Origin of the sequence: Shewanella waksmanii (genome assembly GCF_043643685.1) — a bacterium.
GTDB lineage: Bacteria > Pseudomonadota > Gammaproteobacteria > Enterobacterales > Shewanellaceae > Shewanella > Shewanella waksmanii_A.
In genome coordinates, this window is sequence record NZ_JBHZSN010000002.1 from 129,899 (window position 1) to 150,983 (window position 21,085).

The following is a 21,085-nucleotide window of genomic DNA, read 5'->3' on the forward strand; positions in this document are numbered from 1 at the left end:
TGATCATGTATAACGAATCCCCCATTATTCGCCGTCCATCGACTCGTATCTATGTCGGTGATGTACCGATTGGTGATGGCGCCCCAATTGCCGTGCAGTCAATGACTAACACCCGCACCACAGATGTGGCGGCAACGGTTGCGCAGATTAAGTCTTTGGAAAATGTCGGCGCGGATATTGTACGTGTTTCGGTTCCTACCATGGACGCGGCGGAAGCATTTAAGCTAATCAAGCAACAGACAAGTGTGCCATTGGTTGCAGATATTCACTTTGATTATCGAATCGCCTTGAAAGTGGCCGAGTATGGGGTTGATTGTTTACGCATTAACCCAGGCAATATCGGTAACGAAGAGCGCATTCGTAATGTGGTTGAGTGCGCGCGAGATAAAAACATTCCTATTCGCATAGGCGTGAACGGCGGTTCTTTAGAAAAAGACTTGATGGATAAGTATAAAGAGCCAACGCCTGAGGCCCTGCTTGAGTCGGCCATGCGTCATGTTGATATTCTCGATAGGCTCAATTTTGATCAGTTTAAAGTCAGTGTAAAAGCCTCAGATGTGTTTCTTGCCGTTGAGTCTTACCGTTTACTTGCTAAGCAGATTAAACAACCATTGCACCTCGGTATTACTGAGGCCGGTGGTGCTCGCGCAGGCTCAGTTAAATCAGCCGTTGGACTGGGAATGCTGCTAGCCGAAGGAATAGGCGATACCTTGCGCATCTCTTTGGCAGCCGATCCCGTTGAAGAGATTAAAGTCGGGTTTGATATTTTGAAGTCTCTGCGTATTCGCTCGCGGGGCATCAACTTTATTGCCTGCCCATCTTGTTCACGCCAAGAGTTTGATGTGATTGCCACGGTTAACGAATTAGAGCAACGTCTTGAAGATGTCGTCACGCCAATGGATGTGTCTATTATTGGCTGCGTGGTCAATGGCCCTGGCGAAGCATTGGTGTCAGATATCGGTCTTACTGGCGGTAATCGTAAAAGCGGTTATTACGATGATGGTGTGCGTCAAAAAGAGCGCTTCGACAATGACAATATTGTCGACTCTTTAGAAGCTAAAATCCGCGCCAAAGTTGCGATGATGGATGAGCGTATTCCAGCAAAGGATATCTCTAAGTAATTTTCCTTGTTACAGGTTTCGCCAATAAACGGCGAGTAACAGGATGACTGGTGTGTTAGCCAGTTTTGCGTTTAGTATTGAAGCGCCTATAATGCGGGGCGCTTTTTATTTTTTAGTTTAAGTCGGATGAGTCATAACGTGGCAAAACAGATCCAAGCGATTCGCGGAATGAATGACATTCTGCCTACTCAAAGTCCATTGTGGCAAAAGTTAGAAACAGTAATTCGTGAAACTGTAGCATCATACGGTTACAGTGAAATCCGTACTCCTATCGTTGAAAGTACAGACCTTTTTAAACGCTCTATTGGTGAAGTAACCGATATTGTTGAAAAAGAGATGTATACCTTTGAAGATCGTAACGGGGACTATCTTACCTTACGACCAGAAGGCACTGCATCAACGGTACGTGCCGGTAACGAGCATGGCTTGTTGTATAACCAAGAACAGCGTCTTTGGTATATGGGGCCAATGTTCCGCCATGAGCGTCCTCAAAAAGGGCGTTATCGTCAGTTCCATCAGTTTGGTGTTGAAATCTACGGTATTGCTAGTGCCGATATGGATGCCGAAGTGCTGATGATGTCTGCGCGTTTGTGGCAAAAGTTAGGTATCACAGAACATGTCACGCTTGAGTTGAACACCTTGGGCGATCCGCAAGAGCGCAGTGTCTATCGTGATGCTCTCATTGCCTTTTTAGAGCAGCATAAAGAAGTGTTGGATGAGGACGCTAAGCGTCGTATGTACAGCAACCCTCTGCGTGTTTTAGATACCAAAAATCCAGATATCCAAGCGATTTTAGTCGACGCTCCCGCCTTAGATGACTATTTGGGTGAAGAAACCAAAGCACATTTCGCACATTTATGTGAACTACTTGACGCTGTTGGCATCCAATACAAAATCAACCCGCGTTTAGTACGTGGCTTAGATTATTATAATCGTACCGTTTTTGAATGGGTTACCGATAGTTTAGGGGCGCAAGGTACGGTATTAGCCGGTGGTCGTTATGACGGCCTGGTTGGTCAACTAGGTGGCAAAGACACCCCTGCTGTTGGCTTTGCAATGGGATTAGAGCGCATCGTATTAATGTTAGAAACCCTAGCGTTGACTGATGATGTTAAAGGTGCCGTTGATGTCTATGTCACTGCAATGGGTGATGCTTCAAAGATTGAAGCGATTAAAATTGCACAAAGCTTGCGTGATGCTTTGCCAACACTTAAGGTAATGAGCCATTGTGGTGGCGGTAACTTTAAGAAGCAGATGAAACGCGCCGATAAAAGCGGAGCGCAAATCGCGTTAGTTATTGGTGAGAATGAACTGGCCAATAATCAAGTTGCATTAAAGCACCTACGTGAAGATAAAGAACAACAATTAGTTGCTCGTGATGCACTAGCAACTCATATAGCAGAACTGATTTAAAGGGGAAGTATAAGTGGAAATCTATAGCACAGAAGAACAACAAGTCGATGCTATCAAACAGTTCTGGAAAGATTATGGTACCTCCATTATTGGCGGTGCAGTGATAGGCTTTGGTGGCCTTTATGGCTGGAACTATTATTCAGATCATCAAGTTGCGCAAGCTCAAGCCGCTTCAGAAGCGTTTCAAGTTGCAAGCGTTAATTCTGGCTCAATGTTAACTGCCGCGGAGAATTTTGCTAAGAATCACTCACAGCAAGGTTATCAATCACTGCTTGATCTATTGGTCGCTAAAGCGGCTGTTGAAGCAGGCGAACTGGACAAAGCTGAGCAAGCGCTAAAACGTGTTTTAGCCGCTAAGCCTGAAGAAAGTTTAGTGATGGTAGCTACGCTACGTCTTGCGCGTGTGCAAGCTGAACAAGGTCAATTAGCGACTGCGATTACCACGCTAGATTCAGTATCAGCACCATCATTTGCCGCTCAGCGTGATGAACTAAAAGGTGACTTCTTAGTGCGTCAGGGTGATGCTGATAAAGCTAAAGCTGTTTATCAGGCGGCGATTGATAACGGCGGTCTGAGCACTAGCCCAGCACTGCAAATGAAGCTTGATAATCTGAACAAGGCATAAGGAAGCTGCCCATGAAGTCTTGGTGTAAAACGCTGCTTGCCTGCGGATTAAGTATTGGCCTGTTATCGGCTTGCTCTTCTAGTGATGTAGAAGAGGAAGTTGTCAGTGAATTAACGGAAATCGAAGCGACTGTTTTTCCTGAGATTAGTTGGAGCACCCAAGTAGGGGAAGGGGTAGGTGATTATTACTCCAACCTTCGCCCTGCGGTTCGCTACGACAAGCTGTATGTTGCAGATCGCTTTGGTGAAATTAGTGCTTTTGATGAAGCAACTGGCGATAAGCTGTGGAGCAAAGATATTAGCTCTGCCTTTAAAGATAATTTATTAGCTAAAAATAAAGGTGCTCGTCTTGCTGCAGGTGTGACCGTGGCACGAGACAAAGTCTTTATCGGTGGTGAAAGTGGCTTGTTTGGCGCACTAGATGCTGAAACCGGTGACACTAAATGGCATGTAATGGCAGGTGGCGAATTACTTTCTGCGCCGACGGTCGGTGATGATGTCGTAGTGGTGAACACAGGTTCAGGTAATCTTGAAGCCTTTAATATCGAAGATGGCGAGAAGCTTTGGACTTATGAGACCAAGCTACCTACGTTAACATTACGTGGTACTGGTTCTGCAAGTTTTGAAGCTGGCGGATTTTTCGTTGGCACCGCAGACGGTAAAGTGGCTGTAGTGATTAAAGATAATGGTCAAGCCGCGTGGGAGCAGGCTGTGTACACGCCAAAAGGGGGTAATGAATTTACTCGTATGGCGGACGTTGATATGCAGCCGCTTATCATAGGTGAGAACCTGTTTGCGGTTAGCTATAATGGCAACTTGGTATCGATGGAGTTACGTTCAGGCCGTGTTGTATGGTCGCGTAAATATTCTAGCTTTAATGAGTTGGCGCTATCTGGCTTAAATCTGATTTTGGTTGATGACCATAGTCGTATCTACGCCGTCGATAGACGTAACGGCCTCGAGTCTTGGAGCAATAGCGAATTGACTAACCGTGGCTTAACGGCAGCAGCAGCTTATAAAGATTATATCGTTGTTGGCGACTTTGAAGGCTACTTGCATTTCCTTGAGCGTAGCACGGGTAAGATTGTTGGCCGAATCCAAGTCGACAGCTCTGGCCTATATAGTCAACCGCTTGTGGTAAATGATCGCATCTATATACAGACGCGAGGCGGAAAAGTCGTTAGAATAACGCTCCCTTAAAATAAGCGGATTAGGTTTTAAAACCCCTAGACGTTTGTTCTGGGGGTTTTTTATTTTAAATATCAGTAAGTTTTGTGAATTAGAGGCAAGAAAATGATTCCAGTAGTAGCCTTAGTAGGTAGACCTAACGTAGGTAAGTCGACGTTATTTAATCGACTGACCCGTACTCGTGACGCACTTGTTGCCGACTACCCTGGTCTTACTCGGGATCGTAAGTATGGCCGTGCGCATTTGTCAGGCTATGAGTTCATTGTTGTTGATACTGGTGGTATCGATGGCACTGAAGAAGGTATTGAAACTCGTATGGCTGAGCAGTCCCTCGCCGCGATTGAAGAAGCGGATGTGGTGCTGTTTTTGACTGATGCGCGTGCAGGTTTGACTGCTGCCGATGAAGCGATTGCTGATCATCTGCGCCGCCGTGAAAAAGTCACCTTTGTGGTTGCCAATAAAGTTGACGGTATTGATGCTGATTCAGCGTGTGCTGAGTTCTGGTCACTTGGCTTAGGTGAAGTTTACCAAATGGCGGCATCACAGGGCCGCGGTGTTACCAACATGATTGAGTATGCACTGACGCCTTATGCTGAAGCGATGGGAATCGATCGAGCTGGTGAAGGTGACGAGCAAGAAGATGTGCGTGAATACACCGAAGAGGAAGCGGAAGCTGAGCAGCAACGTTTGCAAGACTTGCCGATCAAGTTAGCGATTATTGGTAAGCCCAATGTGGGCAAATCAACGCTAACTAACCGTATTCTAGGTGAAGAACGCGTGGTGGTTTATGATGCCCCAGGCACGACCCGTGACAGTATCTACATTCCCCTTGAACGTGATGGTCAAGAGTACGTCGTTATCGATACTGCTGGGGTTCGTCGTCGCAGTAAAGTTCATGAAACCGTTGAAAAGTTTTCCGTCATTAAGACCCTAAAAGCCGTTGAAGATGCCAACGTGGTGTTATTGATTGTTGATGCTCGTGAAGGCATAGCGGAACAAGATTTGGGTTTACTTGGCTTTGCACTTAATGCGGGCCGCGCATTAGTGATCGCAGTGAACAAGTGGGACGGTATTGATCAAGAAGTGAAAGATCGGGTTAAAAGCGAGTTGGACCGTCGCCTTGGCTTTATTGATTTTGCGCGTATTCACTTTATTTCTGCTCTGCATGGTACCGGCGTTGGCCATCTGTTTGAGTCTGTGCAAGAAGCCTATGAAAGTGCGACTCGCCGGGTAAGTACATCGATGTTGACGCGTATTATGCAGATGGCACAAGACGATCACCAACCACCATTAGTTAATGGTCGCCGAGTTAAACTAAAATATGCTCATGCTGGTGGTTATAACCCACCAATCGTGGTTGTCCATGGTAATCAGGTTAAGAAGCTGCCAGACTCCTATAAGCGCTTTATGATGAACTACTACCGTCGTTCATTGAAGGTTATGGGCACGCCGATTCAAGTGCGTTTCCAAGAGGGTGGCAACCCATTTGAAGGGATGAACAGCAAGAAGCTAACGGTAAGCCAAGAGCGTCGTCGTAAACGTATGATGAGTCATATTAAAGACAAGAAGAAATAGCTCAACCAGCGAGTGTTCGACCTTTTGTCATAAGAAAAGCCAGCAGATTTGCTGGCTTTTTTGTGTGAGTGACACCTTGCCCTGTGATGATGCGGGATTTGTTGCTCAAACCCAAAAGCGTTAAAGCACTTTCGAGCTGACTTCACCTTGTAACAGTTTGGTCGTGATCACATCACCAGCTGCTAAATCACTACTAGATTGAACGACTTTCCCCTGACTGTCTTGAGTAATACTGTAGCCACGAGTTAATGTTGCTAGTGGGCTGACTGCCTCGAGCTGGTGGGCGGCAGTATGGAGCTGGCGTTGCAGATCTTTCATCTTGATACCCAGCGCTTGATCTAAGCGGCTAGATAATGATGTTAGTTGGGTATTAGCATGATTTAATTGGTGCGCTGGGCTTTGATTATTGAGCCGTAGACGCAAATTTTGCTGCCTAAGGGTTAATTGTTGCAACTGACTTTGCAGGGCATTACACAACCTAAGCTGCATTTCATCAAAAGTTTGCTCGAGTTGCTGCAAGCGTCTTTTGGGATCTTGGCGAGCTAGACGGTGATCTAATTGGGCGCTACGTTGTGATTGACGCAATAAATAATGTTGCCAAGCTTGGCGTAATCTTAACTGTTTACTGGCTAGGTGTTGCGCTTTATTTTCTGCGTCTGCTGACAACAACTCAGCACCTGCAGATGGTGTAGGGGCACGCTGGTCTGCGACATAATCACTGATGGTATGGTCAACCTCGTGACCGACCGCACTGACCACTGGAAGTGCACTGTTATAGATACAATGGGCTAACATCTCACTATTAAAGCACCATAAATCTTCGAGTGAACCACCGCCGCGAGTTAATAGTAGTACATCGACTTCTTGGCGCTGATTGGCGATATCAATGGCGTGGCATAATGCGTGTTCTGCACCATCTCCTTGCACCATAGCGGGGTAGATGATGACTTCGATTGATGGGTCGCGGCGCTCAAGCACATGTAGTACATCTTTAATGGCTGCACCAGTGGGAGAAGTGATAACACCAATGCGTGTGATGCCTTTAGGCAGTGGGCGTTTAGTCTCTTGGGCAAATAACCCCTCGGCTGCCAGCTTCATTTTTAATGCTTCATATTGCTGAGCGAGCAGTCCATCACCCGCAGGTAACATAGATTCGATGATTAATTGATAGTCTCCGCGCGGCTCGTAAACGCTAATGGCGCCCTTGACTAAAACCTGTTGGCCATTGCTTGGCCTAAAGGTTACCGTACGATTTTTGCCTTTAAACATGGCTGAGCGGATTTGGGCGTGACTATCTTTTAAGGTTAAATACCAGTGACCTGAAGCGGGTGATGCAAAATTAGATATTTCTGCTTCTAACCAAATCTTGCCTAATTCACCTTCGAGCAGTTGTCTGACTTCTCCATTGAGTCGAGACACAGTGTAAACATTATTTTTCGGCATTTTCATAAGAATTTTGCATCTAAAGCGACTTTTTTCCTATTTTCCATTTACCAAGCCCAATATGCAAGGTATAATCCCGCCGCAATATTTTACCTCTAATCATACCTACATGGGGAGATGTTGCCATGCTACGCCTAAAAAAAGAAGCACTTACCTTTGATGATGTATTGCTTGTCCCTGCACACTCGACTGTACTCCCTAACACTGCTGTTTTAAAAACTCGTTTAACCAAAAAGATCGAACTGAATATGCCAATTGTGTCTGCTGCAATGGACACAGTGACCGAAGCGCGCCTAGCGATTGCGATGGCACAAGAAGGTGGTATCGGTTTTATCCATAAAAACATGAGTATTGAGCAGCAAGCCGAGGAAGTTCGCCAAGTAAAAATCTATGAAGCAGGTATCGTACAACAGCCCGTTACTGTTACACCGACTACCACACTTGAAGATTTAAAAGTCCTTACCAAGAAAAATGGCTTTGCTGGATACCCGGTTGTCAATGAAGCCAATGAACTTGTGGGGATCATTACTGGCCGTGATGTGCGTTTTATTACTGACTGGACTCGCACTGTTGATCAAGTGATGACGCCAAAAGAGCGTCTAGTGACCGTTCCTGAAGGAACAGCGCTAGATGAAGTGCAAAAACTGATGCACGCTCATCGCGTCGAGAAGGTATTAGTTGTTGATGACAACTTTAAGCTTAAAGGGCTTATTACCGTAAAAGATTTCCAAAAAGCCGAGCGTAAGCCTAATGCTTGTAAAGATGAGTTAGGTCGTTTGCGTGTTGGTGCTGCTGTTGGTGCTGGTGCCGGCAATGAAGAGCGCGTTGATGCGCTCGTTAAAGCGGGTATTGATGTGTTGTTGATTGACTCATCTCACGGCCACTCAGAAGGCGTTCTTCAGCGTATTCGTGATACGCGTGCTAAATACCCAGAACTACAGATTGTTGGTGGTAACGTTGCTACCGCTGAAGGCGCATTAGCGCTGGTTGAAGCAGGTGTTGACGCCGTTAAAGTGGGTATCGGCCCAGGCTCAATCTGTACGACTCGTATTGTTACTGGTGTAGGTGTACCGCAAATCACTGCCGTATCTGACGCTGCCGCTGCAGTTAAAGATTTAGGTATTCCAGTGATTGCTGATGGTGGTATTCGTTTCTCTGGTGATTTAGCTAAAGCACTTGCCGCTGGAGCATCTTGTATTATGGCAGGTTCAATGTTTGCCGGTACCGATGAAGCACCAGGTGAAACCGAGCTATACAATGGCCGTGCATATAAGTCATACCGCGGTATGGGCTCGTTAGGTGCGATGACTCAAGGTTCTTCAGATCGTTACTTCCAAAGCGATAACGCTGCTGACAAGCTAGTACCTGAAGGTATTGAAGGCCGCGTACCGTATAAAGGTAAGCTTAAAGAGATCATCCATCAACACATGGGCGGTCTGCGTTCATGCATGGGATTGACGGGTTGTCCAACGATCAAAGATCTAAATGAGAAAGCGGAGTTTGTCAAAGTGACTTCTGCGGGTATGGGCGAGTCTCATGTTCATGATGTGACTATCAGTAAAGAAGCACCGAACTACCGTAGCGGTTCATAATTGATGTTGGGCGACACACTGTGTCGCCCAATTTATATCCTCAGTCGCTAATAAGATTAGCGCTGTTCGGTTAATAAATAAGTTTAAAGATAAAAGGTTATCCATGAGCAATATTCATGATCATAAGATCCTCATTCTTGATTTTGGATCTCAGTACACGCAATTGATTGCCCGCCGTATTCGTGAAATCGGTGTTTACTGCGAACTTTGGGCATGGGATGTTTCTGAAGAACAGATTAAAGCGTTTGCACCTAACGGAATTATCCTTGCAGGTGGCCCTGAAAGTGTCACTGCCCAAAACTCGCCTCGTGCTCCAGAATATGTGTTCAATGCCGGTGTGCCAGTATTGGGTATCTGCTACGGCATGCAGACCATGTCAGAGCAGCTTGGTGGTAAAGTGATTCAAGGTGTAGGTGAAGGTGAGTTTGGCTACGCGCAGGTAGAAATTCAAGCACCATCAGCATTGTTCAAAGCCATTGAAGATGCGGTTAGCTCAGACGGCAAGCCACTACTTGACGTATGGATGAGCCACGGTGATAAGGTCTCAGAAATTCCTGCAGGCTTTGTTGCGGTAGCTAATACTGATACCTGCCCTTATGCGGCAATGGCCAATGAAGACAAGCAGTTTTATGGCGTGCAGTTCCACCCTGAAGTAACTCATACTCGCCAAGGTAAGCGCATGCTTGAGCATTTTGCTTTGGATATTTGTCAGTGTGAAGCCAACTGGAAACCGGCATCAATTATTGAAGATGCTGTTGAGCGTTTAAAGCAGCAGATCGGTGACGATGAGGTTATTCTAGGCTTATCTGGTGGTGTTGATTCTTCCGTTGTTGCGATGTTATTGCACCGTGCTATTGGCGATAAGTTAACTTGTGTATTTGTTGACAATGGCCTGTTGCGACTCAATGAAGCTGACCAAGTACTAGAGATGTTCGGTGATCACTTCGGTTTGAATATTGTTCATGTTGATGCTGAAAACCGCTTCCTTGATGCACTTGCCGGAGAAGCCGATCCTGAAGCTAAGCGTAAAATCATCGGTCATGTATTTGTCGATATTTTTGATGAAGAATCTAAGAAGTGCGTTAATGCGAAATGGCTAGCTCAAGGAACGATTTACCCTGATGTGATTGAGTCTGCTGGCAGCGCAACCGGTAAAGCCCATGTTATTAAGTCTCACCACAATGTTGGTGGTTTACCAGATGATATGGAGTTGGGACTTGTTGAACCATTACGTGAGCTGTTTAAAGATGAAGTCCGTAAAATCGGTTTAGAGCTGGGTCTACCTTATAACATGCTTTATCGTCATCCGTTCCCAGGACCTGGTCTTGGTGTACGCGTACTTGGCGAAGTGAAAAAAGAGTACTGTGACCTATTACGCCGCGCTGATGCCATCTTCATTGAAGAACTGCATAAGGCTGAGCTTTACCATAAAGTCAGTCAAGCCTTTACCGTATTCCTACCGGTACGCTCTGTTGGCGTGATGGGTGATGGTCGTAAATATGATTGGGTTGTTTCCCTGCGTGCGGTTGAAACCATTGACTTTATGACAGCACACTGGGCACAACTACCTTATGATTTCCTAGGTCGTGTCTCTAACCGAATTATCAATGAAATCGACGGCATTTCTCGCGTCGTTTATGATATTTCTGGTAAGCCGCCAGCGACGATTGAGTGGGAATAAGAAACGCAATTGATTTTGTCCGTTTTGTAATAAAAGCCAGTAGTGTTTGCTACTGGCTTTTTTTTGGGTATTTCATCAACTGTTTCGCGCTGGGGTGTGCTGTTTTTGTTGCTGACTTCGCTAATCTATAAATCCTTTCTTATACTCAAAGTTAAATAATTCTTCGTTTCAAATTCAGGGATTAGATATAGGGAGAGTTGCATGCGCTATCGTAAAGAAATTGATGGTTTGCGGGCCATTGCGGTTATCCCCGTCATTTTGTTTCACGCAGGCTTTAGTTTTTTCAGCGGTGGCTTTGTTGGTGTGGACGTTTTTTTTTGATTAGCGGCTACCTTATTGGCAGCATCTTACTGACTGAATTTGAACAAGGAAAATTCAGTATTATTACTTTCTATGAACGTCGAGCTAGGAGAATACTTCCGGTTTTATTCTTTGTTATGGCTTGTACTGTTATACCAGCGTGTTACATCTTAATGCCCTTGGATTTGGAAGATTTTTTCCAAAGTGTTATTGCGGTAAGTGTATTTTCATCGAATATATTATTTTGGGCTGAAAGTGACTACTTTGCGACAGCGGCAGAATTAAAGCCTTTACTGCATACATGGAGTCTTGCCGTTGAGGAGCAATATTATATTTTTTTCCCATTGCTCTTAATGCTAACTTGGCGTTTTGGCAAAACCAAATTGATAGCAATATTGGCGATGCTATTTTTCCTTAGCTTAGCGTTAGCACACTGGGCCGCTTTTAATAAACCTAGCGCAAATTTTTATTTGTTACCCAGCCGAGGTTGGGAGCTGCTAATCGGCGTTTTTGCTGCATTTTATTTACTTCATGCAGAGCCTGAAAAAATGCCACACAAAGCTCAGCAGACCTTAAGCTTTATTGGCTTAATGATGGTGATTGCAGCGGTTGTGTTATTTGACCACCACACACCTTTTCCGAGTTTGTACACCTTATTGCCAACCGTTGGCACTTTGCTAATTATTTTAGCGGCGCATAAAGGTACTTGGGTATACGGTTTATTGAGTCAACGCTTGTTAGTCGGTATTGGTTTAATCAGTTACAGCGCTTACTTATGGCATCAACCTATTTTTGCTTTGGTTAAATATAGTCACTTCTCTCAGCCCAGTTTATGGTTGATGACAAGTTTAGTCCTAGGCTGTTTAATATTATCTTATTTTAGTTGGCGCTTTATTGAAATGCCGTTTAGAGATCGAGGGCGGTTTAAGCGACAGTTTATTTTTAAGTCGTCTTTTATGGGGACGATGCTGTTTATCATTGCATCAACCGGGGTTTTATCTCTTGGTGTGCAGCAAATATTGCCAGATAGACAACAGATAGTATTAGGTGGCTATCGTGCAGAAAATCGTCAACTTCAGGTCGAGAGTTGGAATCTGCTAAGGCAGCGTACAGCAGATGATCAATATGGTGTGTTAAACAATGAATATGACAATCAACTATGGTTTGATGAGTTTGACCAAAGGCGGCGAGTCTTGCTGGTTGGTAACTCCCATTCAAAAGATTTGTACAATGTGTTAGACGCCAGTCAGACTGCTAAACAAGCGTTTCAACTCGCTCGTTTTGGCGTGGAGCTCGGTGAAATAGACCAACAATTATTTCAGTCTGAAAATTATCTTTCAGCGGACATAGTGATATTTGTCAGCCAGTTTAAACCTCAAGACATGACGCATCTGCCCGTGGTGATAGCCCAAGCAATCGCGGATGAAAAGCTCACTGTAGTTGTACGCAACATCTATGAATTTGAAGTTTTTGGTAGCCGCACTTATGCGGACTTTTTACTCAATGTTCTTGCCAATGATAAACCGGTTACGCAGATTGACAAGTCAGATGTCGATGAAATTAATAGAAAGCACTATTTGCAGCTTAAACAGCGACCTGTGAGTATGCTCATTCAGCAGTCAAATGAGTTGATCACTAAGCTCGCTAGCCAATACTCTCAATTAGTGGTACTGGACCGTATGGAGTATATTTGTGAGTCTTTCATGCAACGTTGTTTTGTGCTGAATACTAACTACCAAAAGTATTTCTATGATTATGGGCACCACACTGAAGTCGGTGCAAAGTTCTTTGGTGATCGAGTCGATAGTGTACGATGGTTATCGCCATTAATGAGTGCTTTGGATTAATTCTATTACTTAATCGCTCTGGACTGTTGGAAACGACTTTCACGTTAAACCGGAGGTTGCAGTTTTGTTTGCTGGTTTTCAAAAAGGTGTTGCTCTGCTGCTTTCACGCTATCAATGATATTGAGGTGCTGGGTTGCACTGATACCAATCGTTAAAGTTATCGGGATAACGTTACCTTCTATGATGAACATCTGAGTGGCTATGGTATCAGTCAAAGAGCCTGCAAGTGCATCGATGGTATGTTGATCTTCGGTATGCCCGAATATGATAAACTCATCATCAGACCAGTGCCCAATTTGGAAATCATCACTGCAGTGTTGCTGTATTAGGTTGCATAATTGCTGAAGTAATAGTTCAATTTTTTCGAAACCATAGCTTCTATTCAATTGTTTAAAATGGTCAACACTCAAGATTAAAATGCCTAACGGTTTGCTATGATCTAGATTTAAGCAGTAAAGCGCGGCTAAACAACCTTTCCGATTTAAAACTTGAGTTAACTGATGATGTATTGATTGCTTAGCGAGTAATTTGACTTGATATTGGTAGTGCGAGGTCCAATTGATGATGCCAATAATCGCTAGAATAAACCCAATAGTGATTAAAATGTCTTCAGTAAGGTCTACTGTAGTGTGATTAATTTGTTGAATGTCGTCTAGCATATTTAGTAGGCTGCCATAAAATAGCGACACCAGCCCTAACAACAAAGGGATATATATTTGTGTATGTGATTTCGTTCTTTCTATGTAAAACATGGCTATGATACAAATCAACACTCTGATCGTTTCTGAAGCCAACTCAAATGAATGAGGCGTTGGGTTACTGCTGGTTGCTAACATGAGTAAACTCGTCATTAGAGTCGCAAACATGATAGCAAGTGCTTGATTAGCATATTTGGGTAACACAAGATGGCTCATTTTCCGGAAGTTATACAAAAAAGTATAGACCTGAAAGAACCAAGTTGTTCTAGGAATTTATTTTATAAAGTTAGCAACTTTTATAGTGTAATTGGTTTAATATTGATAAATGAATAATTTTGTCCTGCCACCGTCGACGCCTGAAGCGGAAGTTGACATTTTTTTTATGAAGGTTGCTCAAGAGCTAGCCGCTGAAGCCGAACGCAATGGCGAGGTACCCGTTGGTGCTGTTTTGGTGAAAGAAAATAAAGTGATAGCAACCGGTTATAACTTGAGTATTGCTAATCACGATCCGTGCGCCCATGCTGAAATTGCTTGTATTAAGCAGGCAGGGCAAGTATTACAAAATTATCGTCTACTCGATACGACATTGTATGTCACCCTAGAGCCATGTGCTATGTGCGCAGGGGCTATGGTACATGCGCGTATCAGCCGTTTAGTTTTCGGAGCCGCCGATGCCAAAACTGGCGCAGCGGGTAGCGTGATTAATTTAGTTAACCACAACGGGTTAAATCATCAACTCGAGGTGTCATCTGGAGTATTGGCTGCAGAATGTGCTGAGCAGTTGAGTAGTTTTTTTCGTCGCCGTAGAAAAGAGAAAAAAGCGGCCAAAGCATTGGCTAAGCAAACTGATACTGATTGAAGCGAATGCTCATTGAAGCTAAGACGAAATTTTGTGATTTGGTAGAGCATGTCGGAGCCGCTTCATGCTCTACTTAGATGATTTCGGATCACTCCGAAGGTTTGATAAAGACGAAAAACTGCTTTTGACGATTAAGTGTACGTTGGTGACGGTTTTTCATCTGAGTACGGCGTCTAGAAGCCATATTATTTAAAGATTTCCTACGCATTTTATCCTCCAATAACCAGCTTATACACTTTGGGTTTCATCAGCTCAAAGGTGGTAGCCAGTGCTCGTATTATAGCGGTATATTCTAATTTGTGGTGAGGCTTTAGTTCATAATTTGTTACCCGTATATCTACCTAGCTAAGCTTAGTTGAAAACGGTGACGATTGTGTGACAAATAAATCGAGTGCTTAAGGTTAGTGTTGTTGCTTATATACCCTTCATACTTGAAGCTGCAGCTTTTTAACTGCGCCAATTGACACTAATCACATAGAACACCTAATCACAAAGAACACCTAATCACAAAGAACAGCTAAGCTCATAGGGATAAATTGGCTTGTTGTCGCGCTGTAACTCCAATTCTCTTGGGGATAGAGTTACACTGCCGAACCACTATTGAGGCTGGGCCGCGGTTATCTCGTCTGTTACAGCAGAGTCTGCGGTTTGGGTTTCGGTGTCATCGGGTAGCGCATCGATCTGTTGGTTTTGATTATCTATCCAAACCAAGGTGTCATAATAGCGTCGAATGCTGTCGACATAGTGCACGGCTTCATTGCCCCTTGCATAACCGTAGCGGGTTTTTTGATAATATTTACGTTTATGAAGTAGTGGTAAAACTTGCTTCAAATCCCGCCATGCACTTGGGTTCAACCCCATTCCTTGTGCTAGGCGTCTGGCATCTTCAACGTGGCCGTAACCAATATTGTAGGAGGCGAGGGCAAACCACATACGCTGGTTTTCCGGAATAGATTCAGGTAATCGCTTTAAAATGTCGTTGAGATATTTAGCCCCACCCTTAATACTTTGAATCGGATCGAGGCGATTACTGATCCCCATCTGTTTCGCTGTGGGTAGGGTAAGCATCATCAGGCCACGAACCCCGGTTGGCGAGCGTGCATTGGGGTTCCAATGTGACTCTTGATAGGCGGTTGCAGCGAGTTTTCGCCAGTCAATATCGCCGGCATATTTAATAAATTCATCTTTGTATTTCGGTAGTTTACTGTCAATAGCCCTTAAAAAAGCCCGGGTATCGACGTAGTCAAACCGTTTGACATGTGCAAAATATTTCTCGTTTAGATGGGCTAGCGTTCCTGCGACTCGCTCACCATGCCAAAAACTCAGTAAGTCACTCATTAACTGGTCACTGTTTTTCGCGGGCAGCAACCAGACAATGGGCTGTTTTTCTTTCAGCACAGGCCCAGGTCTTAGCTCGGGCATAAATCGGCGGCTGATTTCAAAAGTGGTTGAGTCAGCGATGGTATAGCGGATATCGCCACGGGCTATCATGCCTAGCAGCTCTTCACTGTCTTTTTCAGACTCTTGATTCCAGACTAAATCAGGATAGAGCTTTTGCAAACTCGATAAAGTCTCAACAAAAGATGAGTCACTGATCACGGTGATGACATCGTCTAGTTCTGATACATCTTTTGGTATGGGGGTACCTTGTTTATAGACCAATAGTTGGTTGACGTAATACAAAGGTGGGCCCAAGCGGAAATGCTGGCGCCGGTGTTCGGTGTCAGTGAGACCTGCCGCCAGTAGGTCGACTTCCCCATTGTTCAGCGCAGCGTACAGCTCTCCAATATTGCCATAGGCTTTCATGTTCAACTTAAGACCTAAGAACTGGGCAAATTTACTGGCCATTTCATAATCGAAACCGGCTTCACCTTGGCCTGTAGTGACAAATATTTGTGAACCATAAAGGGTGCCGACATTTAGGTGAGTTTTAACTAATGGCGCTGAGGGTTTTACTGGCTCCACGACCACAGGCTGGCATGCTGCCAGTAGTAGGGTTGTGGTGAGGATCAGTAAAATCTTTTTCATTAAATTGAGTGTCTTATCAATGGTTTTTATTACATCCAGCAGTGAATTATATCACAGCTTAGCGCAACGCAATAATGACCTTGTTATCCTTGACGCAACGGCGGTTCCTTTGCCTGAGCTGTCGGTTATCTCAGCTCTAATTATGTGCCATAAATGTTGAGTTAACCGACTTTGTTTGTCAATTGATGGTTTTTTTTGTTCGCAGACCTTTTTTTATGACAGGAAACTTTGTTTTGAAGCCAGAACACGGGTGATTTGTCGGTGACATTTCCCTATAATAGCGCCCAGATCTGACCCTGCAATTATAATTTATAAGGTGAATAGACGTGATGGAGATCATCCGCGGAGCCCCAGCATTATCAGCGTTTAGAATTCAAAAGTTAATGGAAGCGTGTAAAAGTGCACAACTGCCAGTAACTGATATCTATGCTGAGTTTGTCCATTTAGCTGATTTAACTGAATCTTTAGAGGAAAATGAGCAACAACAACTTGCCAAGTTGTTGACTTATGGTCCAGCGATTGAAGCCCATGCACCTGAAGGTATGCTTCATTTCGTGACCCCTCGTCCTGGAACCATTTCTCCATGGTCATCTAAAGCCACAGACATTGCCCATAACTGTGGTTTAGACAAAGTTAAGCGTTTAGAGCGAGGCGTAGCTTACTACGTCCAAGCGGATGCCTTAAGTGAGTCACAACAGCAAGTTCTCAATGGGTTACTTCATGATCGTATGGTTGAAGTGATCCTTCCTGAGTTTCAACAAGCACAAGTGCTGTTTGCTCGTACCGAGCCGGCGAAATTTACCAGCGTCAATGTACTTGGCGAGGGGAAACGCGCATTAGAGCTTGCCAACGTTGAGTTAGGCTTAGCATTAGCGCCTGATGAAATTGATTACTTAGTTGATAACTTTGTTCGCTTGGGTCGTAATCCAAATGATGTCGAGTTGATGATGTTTGCTCAGGCGAACTCAGAGCATTGCCGTCATAAAATATTTAATGCAGATTGGACGATTGATGGCGAAGTTCAGCCAAAATCATTGTTCAAAATGATTAAGAACACCTTCGAGAAAACACCTGATCACGTGTTGTCTGCTTATAAAGATAACGCGGCAGTGATGGAAGGTAATGTCGCGGGCCGCTTCTTCCCAGAGCAAGATGGGGTTTACGCGTATCATACCGAACCTATGCATATCTTAATGAAGGTTGAGACACACAATCACCCAACCGCAATTAGCCCATATCCAGGTGCTGCGACGGGGTCTGGCGGCGAGATCCGTGATGAAGGTGCAACTGGTCGTGGTTCTAAGCCTAAAGCTGGATTAACTGGATTTAGCGTATCGAACCTTAAAATTCCGGGGTTTGTCCAACCTTGGGAAGGGGATTACGGTAAACCCGATCGTATTGTCAATGCTTTAGATATTATGACTGAAGGGCCATTAGGTGGTGCGGCATTTAACAATGAGTTTGGCCGACCAGCGCTATTAGGTTATTTCCGTACATATGAGCAGGAAGTCAGCAGTCACAATGGTGTGGAAGTGCGTGGTTATCACAAGCCTATTATGCTTGCTGGTGGCTTAGGTAACATCCGCGAAGAACATGTTCAAAAAGATGAAATCACCGTTGGCGCTAAACTGATCGTCCTTGGTGGCCCAGCAATGAACATTGGTTTAGGTGGTGGGGCTGCATCATCAATGGCATCTGGCCAGTCTAGTGAAGACCTGGACTTTGCCTCAGTACAACGTGAAAACCCAGAAATGGAACGTCGTTGCCAAGAGGTGATTGATCGTTGCTGGCAAATGGGTGATGACAACCCAATCCAGTTTATTCACGACGTGGGTGCTGGTGGGTTGTCAAATGCGTTTCCTGAATTAGTTGATGATGGTGAGCGCGGTGGTCAGTTTGAGCTGCGTAATGTGCCTTCAGATGAGCCAGGAATGAGTCCGCTTGAAATCTGGTGTAATGAATCACAAGAACGTTACGTGTTGTCGGTTGCGCCAGAAAACTTAGATACGTTCACGGCAATTTGTGAACGTGAGCGTGCGCCGTTTGCCGTTGTGGGTGTCGCCACTGAAGAACGTCACCTATCGCTAAGCGATAACCACTTCGACAACAAGCCAATTGATTTGCCTTTAGAAGTGTTACTAGGCAAAGCACCGAAAATGAGCCGTGATGTGGTATCGGCCAAAGCGCAGTCACCAGCCATTGACCAGAGTAAGATTGAGATCAAAGAAGCGGTGCGCCGCGTATTACGCTTACCGACCGTAGCTGAGAAAACCTTCTTGATCACCATCGGCGACCGCAGTGTGACCGGCTTGGTTAATCGTGACCAAATGGTTGGCCCTTGGCAGGTACCTGTTGCTGATTGTGCAGTTACAGCATCAAGCTTTGATGCATACACCGGTGAAGCAATGTCTATGGGTGAACGCACACCGCTGGCATTGCTTGACTTTGGTGCATCAGCTCGTATGGCTGTGGCTGAATCGATTATGAATATTGCTGGTAGTGATATTGGTGCACTAAAACGCATTAAGTTATCAGCTAACTGGATGTCGGCAGCAGGTCACCCTGGTGAAGACGCTGGCCTTTATGAAGCAGTGAAAGCTGTTGGCGAAGAGTTATGTCCTGAGTTGGATCTCACCATCCCAGTGGGCAAAGACTCCATGTCGATGAAAACAGCGTGGCAAGATCAAGGTGTTGATAAAGCGGTGACTTCACCGATGTCATTGGTGATTACTGCTTTTGGTGCCGTGCAGGACATTCGTAATACCGTCACCCCAGAGCTTCGCAGCGATAAAGGCGAAACCGAGCTATTGCTACTTGATTTAGGTAACGGCAATAACCGTATGGGTGGCTCAGCTTTAGCACAAGTTTATGGTGAGCTAGGTGATACCGCGCCTGATTTAGACAATGCTGCACAGTTACGTGGTTTCTTCGAAGTGATGCAGCCGCTAGTGGCTAAAGGTGAGGTTATTGCTTACCACGACCGCAGTGATGGCGGACTACTTACTACGTTAGTTGAAATGGCTTTTGCCGGAAACGTTGGTTTAGACATTGACCTAGGGTCACTGTCAGGTACTGCGGTTGAGCAACTGTTTAATGAAGAGTTGGGTGGTGTGGTGCAGGTAGCTAGTGACAATGTTGCCGCAATCACCGCAGCATTTGCTCAAGCTGGTGTTGCTGTTCATCGCATTGGTCAATTGGTTGAAGGTGATAGCATAACCATTAACCATGGTCAGCAGCAGTTGCTGCAAGAGTCGAGAACTGAACTTAGAACGATTTGGGCTGAGACAACGTACCGCATGCAAGCGATGCGTGATAACCCTGAGTGTGCTAAGGAAGAGTTTGAACTTAAGCAAGACCCAACAGAGCCCGGCTTAACCGTTGATTTAACCTTTGACCCAAGTGAAGATATCGCTGCACCGTATATTCTTAAAGGTGTTGCGCCAAAAATGGCTATCTTGCGTGAGCAAGGGGTTAACTCTCACCTAGAAATGGCGGCAGCCTTTGACCGCGCTGGTTTTGAGAGCCGCGACGTGCATATGAGTGATATCCTATCGGGCCGTATTAGTTTGGATGAATTCCAAGGTTTAGCGGCTTGTGGTGGTTTCTCTTATGGTGACGTGTTGGGCGCTGGTGAGGGGTGGGCTAAGTCTATCTTGTTCAACGCCCGTGCTAGAGAGCAATTTAGCCGCTTCTTTGAGCGTGAAGATAGCTTCTCGTTAGGTGTATGTAATGGTTGTCAGATGCTATCTAATCTGAAAGGTATCATTCCAGGCACGGCGCATTGGCCGCACTTTGTGACTAACCGTTCTGAGCGATTTGAAGCGCGCTTTAGCTTGGTACAAGTTCAAAAGAGTCCATCTTTGTTCTTCCAAGGTATGGAAGGCTCAAGAATGCCAATTGCCGTTTCTCATGGTGAAGGCCGTGCAGAGTTTGCTTCAAATGAAGCGCAAGCTGTCGCTGAAGCTTCAGGAACCATTGCGTTACGTTATGTTGATGGTCGAGGCCAAATCGCGACTAAGTACCCACAAAATCCCAATGGTTCACCTAATGCACTAAGTGGTATTTGTAGTGAAGATGGTCGTGTCACGATCATGATGCCACACCCTGAACGTGTGTTTAGAACCGTTGCTAACTCTTGGCATCCAGATGAGTGGGGTGAAGATAGCCCTTGGATGCGTATGTTCAGAAATGTGCGTGCTAATTTAGGTTAATTTTAACCTAGTAGAATGTTTTGGTTTAGAAACGGGCTTCGAAATTTCGAAGCCCGTTTTTTTTGTGCCCAATCGACAAAGAAATACAACCGTATAACCAATGAGTTAGCTTAGTCTAAATGATTAGGTATTACTGAAATTGATCAAAGTTAGCGTTTGCAAGCCAAAATTACTGAAAGTGCTATTAGTCGGTTTTTTTAATGTAAATGTATGAGCACTGGAAACATAGTAATATTAAGCTATGCTAAATTACTGTTTGACTTATATTGAGCAGTGGAGAGATTGCTAGGTCACTATCGATAATAAAAAGCCGCTTTAACATGGCTGTTAAAGCGGCTGTTTTGCGCTAACAAAACTTTCAATTACTGCGGTCTTAAAGCTCGCGAGCCGTGTATAACTCAACGAAAGTACGCTTATAACGGTTAACCAGACGATCGAATAGGTTTTTCATAATGTATCTCCACAAAGTTTCAGTTTAAGTAAGCGGAGCGAGGTTTTCCGGGCT

13 protein-coding genes are annotated in these 21,085 nt (G+C 44.8%); 10 read left to right on the forward strand and 3 right to left on the reverse strand.

Annotated features, from left to right (window positions below; genetic code table 11):
• Window positions 1-5 precede the first annotated feature (5 nt).
• The 5 genes from ispG (at window position 6) to der (ending at window position 5,921) form a co-directional block, all read left to right on the forward strand.
• Window positions 6-1,121 (forward strand): flavodoxin-dependent (E)-4-hydroxy-3-methylbut-2-enyl-diphosphate synthase, encoded by a 1,116-nt coding sequence (gene ispG, locus ACHUFW_RS03450; RefSeq protein ID WP_394200621.1) that lies wholly within the window; start codon window positions 6-8, stop codon window positions 1,119-1,121.
• A gap of 138 nt (window positions 1,122-1,259) precedes the next feature.
• Window positions 1,260-2,534, forward strand: coding sequence for a histidine--tRNA ligase (gene hisS, locus ACHUFW_RS03455; protein WP_394200623.1), 1,275 nt, complete (start codon window positions 1,260-1,262; stop codon window positions 2,532-2,534).
• Window positions 2,535-2,547: 13 nt separating this feature from the next.
• A complete protein-coding gene (locus tag ACHUFW_RS03460) occupies window positions 2,548-3,159 on the forward strand; it encodes a tetratricopeptide repeat protein (protein WP_394200624.1) in 612 nt (203 codons plus the stop codon).
• Between the two features lie 11 nt (window positions 3,160-3,170).
• Window positions 3,171-4,358 carry an outer membrane protein assembly factor BamB gene (bamB, locus tag ACHUFW_RS03465; protein WP_394200626.1) on the forward strand — a complete coding sequence of 396 codons (1,188 nt, stop codon included), beginning with the start codon at window positions 3,171-3,173 and terminating at the stop codon, window positions 4,356-4,358.
• 93 nt (window positions 4,359-4,451) lie between these two features.
• On the forward strand, window positions 4,452-5,921 hold the full coding sequence (der, locus tag ACHUFW_RS03470) for a ribosome biogenesis GTPase Der (RefSeq protein WP_394200627.1): 1,470 nt from the start codon (window positions 4,452-4,454) through the stop codon (window positions 5,919-5,921).
• A gap of 120 nt (window positions 5,922-6,041) precedes the next feature.
• Here the strand turns inward: der and xseA are convergent, their stop codons facing one another.
• Entirely contained in the window at window positions 6,042-7,370 is a 1,329-nt protein-coding gene (gene xseA, locus ACHUFW_RS03475) for an exodeoxyribonuclease VII large subunit (RefSeq protein WP_394200629.1), read from the reverse strand.
• A gap of 119 nt (window positions 7,371-7,489) precedes the next feature.
• Here xseA and guaB point away from each other — a divergent pair, with 119 nt between their 5' ends.
• The 3 genes from guaB (at window position 7,490) to ACHUFW_RS03490 (ending at window position 12,784) form a co-directional block, all read left to right on the forward strand.
• Window positions 7,490-8,956, forward strand: coding sequence for an IMP dehydrogenase (guaB, locus tag ACHUFW_RS03480; RefSeq protein ID WP_394200630.1), 1,467 nt, complete (start codon window positions 7,490-7,492; stop codon window positions 8,954-8,956).
• Window positions 8,957-9,059: 103 nt separating this feature from the next.
• Window positions 9,060-10,637 carry a glutamine-hydrolyzing GMP synthase gene (gene guaA / locus ACHUFW_RS03485; RefSeq protein ID WP_394200631.1) on the forward strand — a complete coding sequence of 526 codons (1,578 nt, stop codon included), beginning with the start codon at window positions 9,060-9,062 and terminating at the stop codon, window positions 10,635-10,637.
• A gap of 317 nt (window positions 10,638-10,954) precedes the next feature.
• Window positions 10,955-12,784: an acyltransferase family protein gene (locus tag ACHUFW_RS03490; protein ID WP_394200632.1), complete on the forward strand. Its 1,830-nt coding sequence runs from the start codon at window positions 10,955-10,957 to the stop codon at window positions 12,782-12,784.
• A gap of 44 nt (window positions 12,785-12,828) precedes the next feature.
• Here ACHUFW_RS03490 and ACHUFW_RS03495 read toward each other — a convergent pair whose 3' ends face one another.
• Window positions 12,829-13,650, reverse strand: coding sequence for a GGDEF domain-containing protein (locus ACHUFW_RS03495; protein ID WP_394200634.1), 822 nt, complete (start codon window positions 13,648-13,650; stop codon window positions 12,829-12,831).
• Window positions 13,651-13,864: 214 nt separating this feature from the next.
• Here ACHUFW_RS03495 and tadA point away from each other — a divergent pair, with 214 nt between their 5' ends.
• Window positions 13,865-14,341 carry a tRNA adenosine(34) deaminase TadA gene (tadA, locus tag ACHUFW_RS03500; RefSeq protein ID WP_394201121.1) on the forward strand — a complete coding sequence of 159 codons (477 nt, stop codon included), beginning with the start codon at window positions 13,865-13,867 and terminating at the stop codon, window positions 14,339-14,341.
• A 597-nt stretch (window positions 14,342-14,938) separates the two neighbouring features.
• On the opposite strand, the gene mltF is transcribed toward tadA, so the two are convergent.
• Window positions 14,939-16,369 (reverse strand): membrane-bound lytic murein transglycosylase MltF, encoded by a 1,431-nt coding sequence (gene mltF, locus ACHUFW_RS03505; RefSeq protein WP_394200635.1) that lies wholly within the window; start codon window positions 16,367-16,369, stop codon window positions 14,939-14,941.
• A 329-nt stretch (window positions 16,370-16,698) separates the two neighbouring features.
• On the opposite strand from mltF, the gene purL reads away from it, so the two are divergent.
• Window positions 16,699-20,580, forward strand: a complete 3,882-nt coding sequence (gene purL, locus ACHUFW_RS03510) for a phosphoribosylformylglycinamidine synthase (protein ID WP_394201122.1) — start codon at window positions 16,699-16,701, stop codon at window positions 20,578-20,580.
• The last annotated feature ends 505 nt before the right edge of the window (window positions 20,581-21,085 follow it).

Excerpts from the sequence above, each read along its gene's own strand:
- ispG (WP_394200621.1), top strand. The coding sequence starts at position 6 with ATGTATAACGAATCCCCCATTATTCGCCGTCCATCGACTCGTATCTAT.
- bamB (WP_394200626.1), top strand. The coding sequence starts at position 3,171 with ATGAAGTCTTGGTGTAAAACGCTGCTTGCCTGCGGATTAAGTATTGGC.
- der (WP_394200627.1), top strand. The coding sequence starts at position 4,452 with ATGATTCCAGTAGTAGCCTTAGTAGGTAGACCTAACGTAGGTAAGTCG.
- xseA (WP_394200629.1), bottom strand. The coding sequence starts at position 7,370 with ATGAAAATGCCGAAAAATAATGTTTACACTGTGTCTCGACTCAATGGA.
- guaB (WP_394200630.1), top strand. The coding sequence starts at position 7,490 with ATGCTACGCCTAAAAAAAGAAGCACTTACCTTTGATGATGTATTGCTT.
- guaA (WP_394200631.1), top strand. The coding sequence starts at position 9,060 with ATGAGCAATATTCATGATCATAAGATCCTCATTCTTGATTTTGGATCT.
- ACHUFW_RS03495 (WP_394200634.1), bottom strand. The coding sequence starts at position 13,650 with ATGTTTGCGACTCTAATGACGAGTTTACTCATGTTAGCAACCAGCAGT.
- tadA (WP_394201121.1), top strand. The coding sequence starts at position 13,865 with ATGAAGGTTGCTCAAGAGCTAGCCGCTGAAGCCGAACGCAATGGCGAG.
- mltF (WP_394200635.1), bottom strand. The coding sequence starts at position 16,369 with ATGAAAAAGATTTTACTGATCCTCACCACAACCCTACTACTGGCAGCA.
- purL (WP_394201122.1), top strand. The coding sequence starts at position 16,699 with ATGGAGATCATCCGCGGAGCCCCAGCATTATCAGCGTTTAGAATTCAA.